The 13,201-nt window shown below is 56.2% G+C and carries 12 protein-coding genes; all 12 read left to right on the top strand.

Annotated features, from left to right (window positions below):
* Positions 1-138: 138 nt before the first annotated feature.
* The gene (locus HMPREF0183_RS13390; protein ID WP_005884191.1) at positions 139-1,962 is read left to right on the top strand and encodes an OmpA family protein; all 1,824 of its coding nucleotides are present in this window, start codon (positions 139-141) and stop codon (positions 1,960-1,962) included.
* A 10-nt stretch (positions 1,963-1,972) separates the two neighbouring features.
* Positions 1,973-2,512, top strand: coding sequence for a hypothetical protein (locus HMPREF0183_RS06565; protein ID WP_156798187.1), 540 nt, complete (start codon positions 1,973-1,975; stop codon positions 2,510-2,512).
* 24 nt (positions 2,513-2,536) lie between these two features.
* Positions 2,537-4,345 (top strand): OmpA family protein, encoded by a 1,809-nt coding sequence (locus HMPREF0183_RS12130; RefSeq protein WP_005884187.1) that lies wholly within the window; start codon positions 2,537-2,539, stop codon positions 4,343-4,345.
* A gap of 7 nt (positions 4,346-4,352) precedes the next feature.
* Entirely contained in the window at positions 4,353-4,709 is a 357-nt protein-coding gene (locus HMPREF0183_RS06555; RefSeq protein WP_005884186.1) for a DUF192 domain-containing protein, read from the top strand.
* A gap of 39 nt (positions 4,710-4,748) precedes the next feature.
* Entirely contained in the window at positions 4,749-5,981 is a 1,233-nt protein-coding gene (locus tag HMPREF0183_RS06550; protein ID WP_040348402.1) for a hypothetical protein, read from the top strand.
* Positions 5,981-6,391: a hypothetical protein gene (locus tag HMPREF0183_RS06545; protein WP_005884182.1), complete on the top strand. Its 411-nt coding sequence runs from the start codon at positions 5,981-5,983 to the stop codon at positions 6,389-6,391. The genes HMPREF0183_RS06550 and HMPREF0183_RS06545 overlap by 1 nt, the downstream gene beginning before the upstream one ends.
* The gene (locus HMPREF0183_RS12125) at positions 6,388-7,035 is read left to right on the top strand and encodes a prepilin peptidase (protein WP_005884180.1); all 648 of its coding nucleotides are present in this window, start codon (positions 6,388-6,390) and stop codon (positions 7,033-7,035) included. The genes HMPREF0183_RS06545 and HMPREF0183_RS12125 overlap by 4 nt, the downstream gene beginning before the upstream one ends.
* An 88-nt stretch (positions 7,036-7,123) precedes the next feature.
* Complete coding sequence (locus tag HMPREF0183_RS06535) at positions 7,124-7,645, top strand: hypothetical protein (RefSeq protein ID WP_005884177.1); 522 nt, start codon at positions 7,124-7,126, stop codon at positions 7,643-7,645.
* A 144-nt stretch (positions 7,646-7,789) separates the two neighbouring features.
* Positions 7,790-9,313: an acetaldehyde dehydrogenase ExaC gene (gene exaC, locus HMPREF0183_RS06530; RefSeq protein ID WP_005884174.1), complete on the top strand. Its 1,524-nt coding sequence runs from the start codon at positions 7,790-7,792 to the stop codon at positions 9,311-9,313.
* On the top strand, positions 9,313-9,729 hold the full coding sequence (locus tag HMPREF0183_RS06525) for a DUF779 domain-containing protein (protein ID WP_005884172.1): 417 nt from the start codon (positions 9,313-9,315) through the stop codon (positions 9,727-9,729). Before exaC ends, HMPREF0183_RS06525 begins: the two co-directional genes overlap by 1 nt.
* Positions 9,730-9,889: 160 nt before the next feature.
* The gene (locus HMPREF0183_RS06520) at positions 9,890-12,319 is read left to right on the top strand and encodes a hypothetical protein (RefSeq protein WP_156798186.1); all 2,430 of its coding nucleotides are present in this window, start codon (positions 9,890-9,892) and stop codon (positions 12,317-12,319) included.
* Entirely contained in the window at positions 12,319-13,173 is an 855-nt protein-coding gene (locus tag HMPREF0183_RS06515; protein WP_005884168.1) for a lytic transglycosylase domain-containing protein, read from the top strand. The genes HMPREF0183_RS06520 and HMPREF0183_RS06515 overlap by 1 nt, the downstream gene beginning before the upstream one ends.
* Positions 13,174-13,201: the final 28 nt, after the last annotated feature.

Raw genomic sequence — 13,201 nt, 5'->3', positions numbered from 1 at the left:
CGGCTCACAAGGCATCTCACTATTGCTTGTGTGCCTACACAACGTTAGTGCTATGTCGTTCGTCATTCATGAAAAGTGCATCAAAAAGCGGCTCAATTGTGTTTGCGTTGCGGGTTGTGTTCGTTATAGTCCTTCATTATGAAGCCCCTCATAATCCCCGCTGTACGCCGCCCCCGTTTGAGTGTTCTCGCCACACTGATTCTTGCCACTGTGGTCCTGACCGGCTGTATCCCCGGCTTGGGTAGAGGAAGTGACGGCGGTGGGGGCGGTCAGCAACCGCCTGCACCCAAAATGATCGAGAGTGACGGTTTTTGGCGTCCAAACACGCTAGGCGAACCGCTGGCGAAAAAAGTGGTTGAGCGTCCTACTGATGACGGTCCAGCGAAAGCTCGGTTAGAAGTGGTGTCGCTCGATTCTGGTGGCACGGCTGCGCGCATGGTCGCGGCGTGGTTGCCACCCGTTGAGGGTAAGTACCTTGAGGGGTCTGAGCTTCAGACTGAGCTTGCGACAGTTTCAGATATGCCATTCATTCGTCTTCTCGACTTTAAAAGTCACGAGCTTCTATCGTCCTATGAGGGCGAAAAGTTGCAGTACTCCGACAACTTCAAAAACGAACCCAACCCCCAGCCAACAGGACCGGACGAATTCCAAAGAGCGTACTCAAACTGCACTTGCTCAAACATCCCCAAGACTGAGGAATACCAAGGGGAAAAACCAGAATCCGTCCCACTCTTTTACGCAGACTTCCCGGCTCCGTCCTCGGACTCCGTTGGCATTGCTTTTGGCGACAACGCTGCCGTATTCACTGATGTGAAGCTCAGCGAGAACCAGCGTTATGAAGCACCTAAACTGACAGAAATTGATTACCGTTGGGCCCACCAAGAAGACCTGTCTAACCCGTACGGTGGCGGCGCAATTTATGAGAGGCGCTACCCCATGAGTCTTGTTACTGAATCGGTCATGGACACTTCGGTGTCTGACCGGGGTGACTCATCGGCATTGAACGTGAGCGCCGATGTTTTGTTTGATTTTGACTCAGACAAAGTTAAAGACTCCGATTCGAAACTGATCGACGGCATCGCGAATGAGTTAAAGAAATCAGCGGCGGGCCAGAAGGTGACGATTGAAGGCCACACCGACGATGAGGGTGATGAAAAATACAACGTCGACCTGTCGAATCGCCGTGCTGAGTCAGTCAAAAAAGTTCTCGAACCAAAGGTAAAGGGCTCGGGAATTTCATTTGAGACGAAAGGCTTTGGGGAGTCGCAACCTATTCTTCCTAACCGCACTGCCGGTGGCGACGCTATTAAGAAGAACCAAGCGAAAAATCGCAGGGTCTCGTTTAGTTATAAGCCCCAAGGAGATATCGACCCTAACGTGGACACTGGCAAGAAAATCTCTGACCTGAAAAAGATGGAGCCAGGCGATTCCACAGACTCCATAGCCAGTGGGATTGTTCCGTCTCCGAAAGATACCGATGCTCCTGAAATGCAGCTAGATATCAAAGAGTTTGAGGAGTATGGCGAGTTCTTGAAGGTGACTTTTGCCTTGCGAACGGCATCTGGTCAAGATGTTGAACGGGCTTTTACGCAAGGAGCCAACATTGAAGGAAAAATGGCCTTTGGAAACAACCCGGTCACTCACTACAGGGACACTCCCACCACGATCGACATGCAGCTGTGGGACAAATCGAGCAACCTGCTGGCTCACTCGGTGACAGCCGGCCCACTGGACTGCCTGTGCTCGCGGTCTGTGCGACCAACGGATAAGGACAAAGCTCGTGGCGAAGCTGTAGAAATGTTTGCGTTCTTCCCCAAGAAAGGCATCACTTCTGACACGCTTACGCTGCGTGTTGGTGGCATGTCGCAGATGGAGTTTAACCGCAATGGTTCGACCGGACAGTCGGACGCTCCAAGTAGTGCACCTTCTCAGTCCACTTCTGAGCCGACTTCCACCCCTTAGTGCGATGAACGTGTTGAAACGAGTCATTCCTCTTGTGACAACAGTGTTTCTTGTGTCAGCCTGCGGGTTGGGCGGAGGTGAAGGTCAACCGGGTGATGACAATTCCAACCGTTCTGGCGCGTCCACGATTACGTTTGAACTTCCTGACGGCGTGAGCGAGGTGCCTGACTACGAGCCGACCGACGGTTGGACGAAGTCGTTCACGGACAACCCGTCTGACCCTAAAGTCGTTATCCGTGTCAGCGACGATCTTGGCCGTACTGCGGAAGCTGACTCGACACTGGGCGTTATCCAAACTGAAGCGATGTTTGGCGGACCGTATGGTGAAGACTTTTCTTCTGAAAAGGTGTCAAAGCTTGAGGTCAAGAACGCCGATGTTGGGGTAGAAGCCTCCTTTACAACCACGCAGGAGGAAGCGACAGTCAATGGTACGTGGATGTTTGTGTCGAATCGTAAGTCTGAGAAGGTTGCAGGCGTCGAAATTATTGGCACGGGCGTATCACCTGCCATGGTCAACGGTATCCGTGACTCGCTTGAGTACACCCCCTGACGAGCGTCACTAAAGGTTGTTTGCATGAAGTTTGTTGCGTTCCCTTCCCTGTCACAGGCACGCATGGGCGGCATGACGGTTTTGGCCGTCGTGGCGTTGGTTCTTTCTGGTTGCATCCCTGGCATAGGGAGAAATGGTGACGGTGGCGGTGGTGGTGTGCAGCCTCCCGCTCCCGAAATGATCGAGAGCGACGGTTTTTGGCGCCCGAACACGCTAGGCGAACCGCTAGCGAAAAAAGTGGTTGAGCGTCCTACTGATGATGGTCCGGCGAAGGCTCGGCTTGAAGTGGTGTCTTTGGATTCTGATGGTAAATCTGCGCGCATGGTCGCGGCTTGGTTGCCACCGGTGGAGGGTCAGTACCTTGCGCCAGATGAGCTACTTAGTCAAAAAGGGCGTTCACAACTCGTCCCGTGGACGAGGCTTGCTGATTTTGAGGCTCATGAGTTCATTGAGCCCTATCAGGGGACAAGTAAATTAGCAGATGGCTCATTTAAGAATCCACCTCGGGCCAAGGACCTGCCTGCCACTGATAAAGTCACGCGAAACACGGACTGCGTGTGCTCGTACGGGCCCGAAGAGATTGACGACACGTCCACCGCGCCAAAGTCGTTGCGTTTGTTCTACGCGGATTTCCCTGCGCCCGAGGCTGATGAAGTTTCGCTGTTTTTTGGCGACAATGCAGCGGTTCTTGAAGGTGTCACAGTCAGTAGTGGCAAGAAGTTCGACGTTCCGGAGCTTGTAGATTTTAACTTCATTAAGATCGGTCAAGACGCTTTGCCTGACGTTTACGGCTCTGGTGCTGTAGGGCAGAGGCGGATCCCGATGGATGTGAATACTGAATCTGTAACCGATGCTTCGGTATCTAATCGAGGTGATACCTCTGCGTTGAACGTGAGTGCGGATGTGTTGTTTGAGTTTGACTCGGACAAACTCAACAAAGACGCGCAGAAAACGATTGATTCAGTCGCTGAAGAGCTGAAGAAATCAGCGAAGGGCCAGAAGGTTGTGGTCGAGGGCCACACTGATGACGAAGGTGATGAAGGATATAACCAAGGCCTATCCGAGCGTCGCGCGGAATCAGTCAAAAAAGCCGTTGAGCCTAAGCTTTCTGGTGCTGGAATTCAGTTAGAGACAAAAGGATTCGGTGAGACAAAACCGATCGTGCCTAACCGCGACGGCAAAGGAAACCCCATCAAGAAAAACCAGGCGAAGAACAGACGCGTCTCGTTTAGTTACACGCCTCAAGGTCAGATCGATGCAAATGTCGACGCTGGCAAGAAAATCAAAGACCTTCCAGAAATGAAATCAGCAACATCGAACGGGGGCATCACTGCAGGCATCCTTCCCACTCCTAAGGGTAGAAGTACACCTGAGCTGAATTTTGATGTCAAAGCGCTGGAAGAGCAGGGAGACTTTCTGAAATTGACTGTCGCGATAAGTACAGCATCCGGACAAGACGATGCATCCGCGTTTAGCCAACGGGATTCGAAAGTCGAGACAATGCCGTTCGGGCAAAACTTCACCGCTGAGTATCCCGCCACTCCATCGCTGAGCAATCTGGCACTGTGGGATAAGACAACAAACATGATGGCGACCACTGTGACGGCGGGGCCTGGTAACTGTCTGTGTTCGCAAACGATGAGCCCGGTTGACTATGCGGTTGCTCGTGGGGAGCCGATCGAAATGTTTGCTTTCTTCCCTAAAGTGAGCATGGAGTCAGACGAACTCATCATCCGCGTGGCAGATACTGCGCAAATCAAAGTGAACCGCACCCAGTCTGCAAGCGCACCCAACTCTTCGACACCTCGGCCATCACCCACCGCACAAGGCTAGAACACGTATGAAAGACCTCAACAAAAAAGCCCGCGAAGTTTGCCTCACAACCCCGCAAGGCACCCACTACACGGTCCAACTCGCTGGGACCGCACTTCGCCGCCTCCGTGGCCTGTTCTTTAGTGACGCTGAAGCGCTCATGATCGTGCCATGTAGCTCCGTGCACTCTATTGGGTTTAACCGCCCACTTGAAGTGGCGTACATCGACAAAGACGGCCAAGTGCTCACCGTGAAAGACCTCAAACCATGGACCATGCACATGCCCGTCCGCAACGCTCACGCCGTTCTAGAGGCCAACCCCGGACTTTTGGAGCAGTGGGGCATCCACCAGGGTGTTCGTATTATCCTGGCAGAAGAAACATAGCCCCCGTACCCCAGAATCCCCACACAGAGTGCGAAAGCCATGAAACTGAAACTGTCCTCAACGCGCCAGCGGAATCTCAAAACCAAAGCGCGTGACCCGCGTCGCCTACGCAAACAACGAACCGTCATGCTGTCGGTGCTCACGGGACTTGCAATCATCGCCACACCAATAGCCCGCCCCCTGGGATACTCCCTGGCAGACGGCCTATGTTCCGGCGAAGGTTGCTCGACCAGCGTAGGGCAGATGCCACAGTGCTCAGGTGTGGGACGCGACAAGGCAATATCATCCAGCCTCACATCGTTTTCCACCACCGCGCCTGCAAAACAGCCAATGCACCTTGCCGGCGTGGTCAACGGGGCCGTGAAAATCGCCACCTCGTCACAGCACGGGGGAGTGGACATCTACTCATTTTCAGACCAAGAACAAGCCAAACGGTTCGTGTACGACGAATCCACCTCGCTGCCCCGCGCGATCGACGCCGGGGTAGGCCCCACCACTGACGGGATGTACAAGGGCTTCACCAAACTCATGGGCAAGTTGGGCCTCGTGTCCAAAGAGTCTGCCGAACCGTGGGCAGAAGGTGCCCGGTTTACATCCGGCGAAATCTCTGAAGGTGTCATCAGCCAAAACGTACGTGACCAGCACACTACCCAAACGTTAGTCACTCAGCTCCCCGCAGACGACACCCCGTCGTTGAACCGCTTAGCTGCCACTCTGGGCATCACAGGTGCTTTACGAATGGACGTGCGAAAAGCACCAGACGGCTCGCCATATTCGCTCACCTTTTCCGGGCCCGCCTCAGAAGCGTGGAATCTGAGCGTCATCAAAGCTTCAGATTTCAAGCGAGCCACTGTCGACACCAAGGTGAAAACCGAGGGGGACAGTTTTATTGTCCGCTCCTACACGCTAGATCTCAAACAAACCACCAACCGTGAAGCCTACAAAGCGCTCGTGGACCAGAAAATCGTTCAAGGTGTAAAGGTCGACACTTTAAAAACCGGTCTTTTCGACAAGGACGTGGCAGAAGGTAAAGCGGCCACAAACCCGTACTCAGCCATGCGCGACCGTACCCGAGACACCGCGGTGGTCACAGAAACGACCTTTGCCACCTCGGCGGATCTTGACGTAGAAAACCTGTCAGAAGCGTTCACCAAGCACGCCCTCATGCACGAATCCACAGCCGGACTGGAAGCCCGCGAAGTCAACGCCGCTGACTTGGCCCTTCCGCACGCACAGTTCGAACCGTTCGTCAGCTGCGAGACGGAGTCCTGATGTTTTACGCAAAAGGATTCTACGCATCCCTGCTGATGAACGCCGCCGTGAGCGTTATCGCGTTCGTGGCAGCCGTGATTCTGGGGCCCACGCTCGCACTCAACCTAGGAACCGGATTCACACGCCTGCTTTTCGTCGCACTGGTGCTGTTCTGGCGCTTTGGGCTCACCAGAATGACGGCTGAACGCATGTGGGAACTCGATGCCCCACTGCGCCGCATCCTCTTCAACCTAGTGCCAGCCGGCATGTTAGGCGCGGTCATCCCGCTCATCCCTTTCGCTTTGATCGCCACCCTGTCCAGCGACTCACTGGCACTCGTTGAGCTGCTCATCGACGCGCTCTTTGTGGGCGCTATCATTACGGCTGCCTCCATGGTCAGCAAACCTCAAAAAGAGGAGGTGGCGCAGTGAGCGAGCATCATGACGATCTGGATTCCGGTGAATCTACCCAGAACCCCGCCGAGGTGGAACCCGCCGACCGTGGCTACCGCCTGTTAGAGACGTGGAACCCGCCGAGGTGGGTGCTCGTTGCGCTGTTCGGTGCCGGTGGCGTGCTGGCCGTTGTCACCCTGGTTGCGTACGGGTGGAACCACCCGAGCGCGTACGTGGCAGCTGTGTTTGTGGCGGTTTCCCCTATATTGACTGCGATCGACTTTGCTGAACGCAGGTTGCCCGATGTGGTGACGTTGCCGGCGGCAGGTGCGAGTGTCATTGCGCTGATCGTTGGGGGACTGGCGTCTGGTGACTGGGGGCCTGCCTTGCGAGGTGGTGCCGGCATGCTCATCTTGTTCGCCGCGTTCTTCGTCATGTTCATCGTTGCTGGGGGAGCGTTCGGGTTCGGTGACGTGAAGCTTGGCCTGTCGATGGGGGCTGTGCTGGGAACCTACAGTTGGTTCGCGCTACTTTTGGGCCCGTTCATCGGAATGCTCTTGGGCTTTGCGGTGGGAGTCGTGCTGATGATCATGCGCAAAGCAACCATGAAAACTGCGATCGCTCTGGGGCCATACCTCATCATCGGAACGCTGGTGATCATAGTGATTGGCGCGTTAGGCTGACGTAAGCCAGTTCCATCAAGGAAAAAAGGTAACCGAGCACGGCAAAAGGATCCCTGCTAGAAGGACCCCTGTAAGAAGGAGTACCCCAATGTTTGATTCAAACTTCTTTCCACCGGGCGGGCCTCAGTATGGGTCCTTCCTTATCATGCTGGCAATACCGGCAGTTGGCATTCTGGGAATGATCATGATCATCCGGATGCGCAAGGGCACAAAGCAAGTGTTCCGCACTGGCGCTCTCCCTGGACGCATCACCGGGGCGACCGTGACGGCTAAGCATGTTGGCACTTCGGACACTATGGGGAAAGAACCCTACCTTGCCCTCCATATCGAGTACTTTGAGGACGGGCGGACGCATTCAATCACAGAACCTCCGGCATACAACCTGACGATGGTAGACAAAGTGCGCAAGCAGTTTGTCTACCACGGTCGCTACGATCTTGGCCGTAATCCCAAGAACGGGGTTGCGCCCCTCAAAATCTCAGACCCAGCGAAAAAAGACCGGGCAGAAAAGACGATTGCGAATGGCGGGTCGTATGAGTTCACACTCGAACAGCCCATTCCCATCTCTGTATTTAAAAACGGCGACCAGATAGATTGGCAGGTGGCGTAGAACCGTCTCGCCTAGACCATGCGCGCCGCTGACACCGGGCCCCAGTCCACATCAAACTTAACGATTGATCAGTTTTTGGTCTGCCCTTATAGTGCCTACAAGTCTCCAGAATCGGAGGCGGAAACACACTCAACGAGGAGTACCATGACCGTTTACGCTCAGCCAGGAACCGACGGCGCGAAAGTCGAATTCCGCTCTCGCTACGACAACTACATTGGTGGCGAATGGGTCCCCCCAAAATCTGGAAAATACTTCGAAAACGTCACTCCCGTCACCGGAAAAGTCTTCTGCGAAGCCGCTCAATCAAACGCCGACGACGTTGAGGTAGCTCTCGATGCAGCTCACAAAGCAGCGCCCGCGTGGGGCAAGACCAGCCCGGCAGAACGCGCAGCAATCCTGCACGCAATGGCAGACCGCATCGACGAAAACCTCGAAAAGATCGCCGTTGCTGAAACCTGGGACAACGGCAAGCCAATCCGCGAAACCCTCGCTGCTGACATCCCTCTGGCCGCTGACCACTTGCGCTACTTCGCCTCGGCGATCCGCACGCAAGAAGGCCACCTGTCCCAGCTCGACGAAGACACCGTCGCGTACCACTTCCACGAGCCACTGGGCGTTGTAGGTCAGATCATCCCGTGGAACTTCCCGATCCTCATGGCCATCTGGAAACTCGCCCCCGCGTTGGCCGCCGGTAACGCAGTTGTGCTCAAGCCAGCCGAGCAAACCCCAGCCTCCATCATGGTTCTCATGGAAATCGTGGGCGACCTTCTGCCGCCCGGCGTGGTCAATGTGGTCAACGGTTTCGGTGTCGAATGCGGTAAGCCGCTGGCCTCCAACCCGCGCATCGCAAAGATTGCGTTTACGGGTGAAACCACCACGGGACGTCTCATCATGCAGTACGCGTCCCAGAACCTCATCCCCATCACTCTGGAGCTGGGTGGTAAGAGCCCCAACATCTTCTTCGAAGACGTGGCCCAGCAAAAGGACGACTTTTACAACAAGGCAGTGGAAGGTCTTGCCATGTTCGGGCTCAACCAGGGTGAAGTGTGTACGTGCCCTTCGCGCGCCTTGGTGCAGGAAAGCATTTTCGACGAATTCGTCGAAGCCGGTATTGAGCGTGTCAAGAAGTTCGTGCAAGGCAACCCGCTGGATACGAACACCATGGTGGGTGCGCAGGCGTCCAACGATCAGCTCGAAAAGATCCTGTCGTATCTGGCTATTGGTAAGGAAGAAGGGGCCGAGGTGCTCATCGGTGGCGAGCAAGCTCACCTTGACGGCGATCTGGCCGGTGGCTTCTACGTTCAGCCCACGGTGTTCCGCGGGAACAACAGCATGCGCATCTTCCAAGAGGAAATCTTTGGTCCGGTGCTCGCGCTGACTTCGTTCAAGGACTACGACGAAGCGCTGAGCATTGCCAATGACACGTTGTACGGTCTTGGGTCAGGTGTGTGGAGCCGTAACACCAACACGGCTTACAGGGCTGGCCGTGAAATCCAGGCCGGGCGCGTGTGGGTGAACAACTACCACACGTATCCAGCGCACGCAGCGTTCGGTGGGTACAAGAACTCTGGTATTGGCCGTGAGAACCACCTCATGATGCTCAGCCACTACCAGCAGACCAAGAACATGCTGGTCAGCTACTCTGAACAGCCAACTGGACTGTTCTAATGAGCAACGCGCAAGCGGGGGCGCCGGTACTAGAGGCACCGGCGCCCCCGGGCGAATATCACTCCAGGGTGGCCCTCACTCAGGAAGCAGTCGACCTGCTGGTAGAGCTGGCGGGTGTTCATGGGCAGCTGATGTTTCACCAGTCGGGTGGGTGCTGTGACGGTTCGGCGCCCATGTGTTACCCGGCAGGGGAGTTCATTACCGGGGACAGTGATGTACTGTTAGGGGTTTTCACCCTTCCCGAGGTGGAAGAGGCGGCCGCGCAGTGCGAGTTTTGGATGTCTAAAGCGCAGTTCGAGTACTGGAAACACACCCACATTACCGTCGATGTGGTGACGGGGCGTGGCTCGGGCTTTTCGGTTGAGTCGCCAACTGGAAAGCGCTTCCTTATTCGTTCGCGACTCATGGAGTCGTAGAGGGCATTCTCTGGGGAGCAAGTACTTCAGAGCTCGTATTACTGCTGGTGGTACCCTTAGCGGACGTTTAGCCGTAACAGTGAGTTTCCTGTGTGTTAACCTTTGTGTGGTCTACTCGATCTTGGCCATTTAAGGCACATGCCCCCTCAGGAGAATACTCGTGCGGATGTTACGCAGTCCGCGAGTGCCCGGCGCAATCCCCGCAGTAGCGGCCGCGGTACTTGCACTTGTCATCATGCCTGGACACTTTGTCGAGGCAGCGCCCACGATCGTTTCTAACGAACGGTCGGACACGCAACCGGCAGACAGTGCAAAGGACCGCAAGCTCCTCGACCAACCCTCGCTGAGGGTCGGCGAGGACGGCCTTACTATCGAAGCCCCACGTGGCCAAGACAAGGTCTTGCCCGCAAGCGACGTCATTATTGGAGCCGAGTACGGCACATTCGAATCGGTCATCCGGTCTCACGGTCTCACGCCCCAAGACCAACCAGTAAGCGTTTCTATTACGGGCGCAAAGGCAGTCAAGCCTAACGGTGAGAAGAAATCCGGCGCGCGCGTCGACATTACCTCGAGCGCAACCAAGCACAAAGTCTCCACCTACTCGCCAACCAGCTCCAACCCTTCCCGCGCGTTCGATGTCGACCACGAGTACCCACTTACATGGGAACTCACTGAAGTAGAAGACCTCGCGGAAACTCCCGGGATCGAACCAACTCCAACGACCTCGGCGACACCTGAACCAACCCCCACACAAAGCGGGCAGTCCACCGAGAATGCCTCCGAAACCCCCTCACAGAACGCCACTCCTGGCGCGGAACCAACCCCGGATCCAGAGGAACCGGACGTTTCCGTGTTCTGCGTAGCTGTGACGGTTTCACACGTCCGTGAAACATTCCAGCTGGGAAACTCATTCCCAGCAACCGCCCCCACCCTCACGCAGAAAACCAGCAACCTGACCATTGCTGTCGGGAAAGACTGGAAGGAAGCTGCCCAGAGCATCACCGTGGACTGCGACGCCAAGAACACGCCAAGGCCAAGCGAAGCCGGCGCGCAGATGACGCCACTGGATCCGGCAGGAAAAGCCGACTCCACGACCAAAGAACCGTACTACGAGGTTGAGAAGGATACCAGTGACCTCGGGTTCTCCTTCAGCGGAGACACACCTCTGCAACAATTCCAGTTCAACCTCATCGACGCACCTGAAGGCGCAACCGCCTACTACCGCAACGGCACAGTCAACCCTCACACCAAGAAGCCGGTCAAAGACGAACCCAAACCAGGGAAGAAACCTGCCATTGAATCGTCTGAACCGAAAGAATGGGCCGGATCGCTCGAACTGCGACGCAACACGGTCAGCAAAGTGCGCCACCGCTCCAACGCCTCGCGTGACCTGTTCGCCACCTGGAAGTTCAGCAAGCCGGGTGTGTACTGCGTGGGGTACGGAACCCGATCCTTGACCAAAGTCGGCGCTCCAGACGAATGGACCGACTTCGCTGGGATCCTCAAGTTCGCGGTCGGTGGAGCGGACCCGGCGACGGTCGACTGTAAAACGTCCGCACTGGATAATAACGCTGGACTCCGGTTCCCCATCACCACGCCTTATGTGAAGGACGAAGAGCCCACTCCTGGGCCAACGGGAACTCCAACGAACTCGGCGACACCAAAGGTGACATCCACGCCAACAAAGGCAACAGAGGCAACAGAAACGCCAGAACCAAAAGATCCCGCAGCGGTCGAGACTAGGGACGACGCAACAGACGAAGCCACGACAGAAGGAGCCACGGAAGGGGCCTCGGCAACCCCCACCGCCGACCCCAAAATCAAGATTGTGCGCGCGCCGTCCGGTGTGAAACTGTGCCCCGCCAACGTTGAAGACGAACAGCAACTCCGCTCCGGAAACTTTGTCTTCCACACGGCAGACAACATCAAAGTGAGCAATCGCAAGGGCACCCGTTCGGTGCCAGCAGGTTCGACCTCGGTGATCTCGCAGTCCGCAACCCGTACAGCGCAAGCCGGAATCACCGACTTCGTAGACCCGCAGGGAAGCTACTGGGCAACCGGTGGCGCTGGGGCAAGTGCCCCGTCCTTCGAATGGAACACCTCGGGAAGCAACGACGAAGTCGAGATCAGCATGCGTCAGATCAGTGGCACGGGTGACGCAATCGTGTTTGGCCCCGAAACAGACGGGGCTGGGCTTAGCGACGGCGACACCGGAAAATTCGCTGCAGGGGAAAGCGGTGCGCTCACATTCGGTTTCAACAAAGTGGGCGAATACGAAATTGAACTCAAAGTGGGCTCAAAGGGCTACACCATGAAGTTCGCGGTAGGTGACACGACCGACACCGCCCGATCATTGGTCACGTCTAACATCCTGAGCACATGCGCCGGCAGTGCCGTGCAACAGAATCTGTTGCAGCCATCCGACGATGAGTCGGAACAGACTGAGGCCAAGCCACACGACAAGAACATTGACCAGGCTAAAGGACAGCTGGGCGACGAATGGTGGACCATTTCCATCGTTGGAATCGTACTTGCTGCCATTCTGATTGGCTTCATCGTCATGGTCGTACTGAACAGCAGGAGGTACTGATGGGCACCGGCTCTAAAGTGTTCGTTGCGATCGCAGGACTCTTGGCGCTGGGCCTCTTGGTGGGATCCGGTGTTGTGATCACTAAACTGTCCCTCCAGCCAGACAGTAGCCAAGCGGCGGGATCACAGACGCCGGACCCCGCGCCACTGCCCACACCAGATTCGTTGGACGGTGCAGGTGACGATCCAACCGCAACACCTACCGCGGACCCCGCTGCCGTTGCCAAAGCTGATCTGTCGCTGGACTGGCTGGACGACACGTCGGAGAAAACCAACATTCCGCGTCGCGTTCTGCAGGCCTACGTTGGGGCCACGCTGTGGGGTGCGCGCGAGTACCCGTCGTGCAACCTCAACTGGAACACCCTGGCAGCGATCGGTGCCATTGAGTCCAACCACGGTCGCCTGGGCGGAGCCTCGATTAAAGACGACGGCAACGCTGATAAGGACATTCTGGGCCCTCAGCTCAACGGTCAAGGGTTCAAGCGCATCAATGACACCGACAAAGGGCGCCTGGACGGCGACACCGAATTTGACCGTGCAGTAGGGCCCATGCAGTTCTTGCCGCAGACCTGGCAGAGCATGGCCAAAGACGGAAACGGGGACGGCCGTACCAACCCCAACAACATCGACGACGCTACCGTCACCGCAGTCGCGTACCTGTGCCAATCAGGCAACATAGGAACGTCGGTCGGTTGGGACAAAGCAATTCGCGCATACAACGACTCAGATGACTACGTGCAAAAGGTCTTCGCTACTGCGAACAACATTGCGCGCGTGACATCGCCTGCCCCAGCGCCGGCTCCTGCGACCGTCCCGGCTAACAACAACTCCAACAACAACGGGCAGCGCCGCTAAACGAGGCTAACAACAGTGGTCGGCGCCG

It is taken from the genome of Brevibacterium mcbrellneri ATCC 49030, assembly GCF_000178455.1.
In the GTDB taxonomy this organism is placed as follows: Bacteria; Actinomycetota; Actinomycetes; order Actinomycetales; family Brevibacteriaceae; genus Brevibacterium; species Brevibacterium mcbrellneri.
The sequence above is the reverse complement of the archived record's forward strand: the minus strand, read 5'-3'. Positions and strand labels throughout refer to the sequence as shown.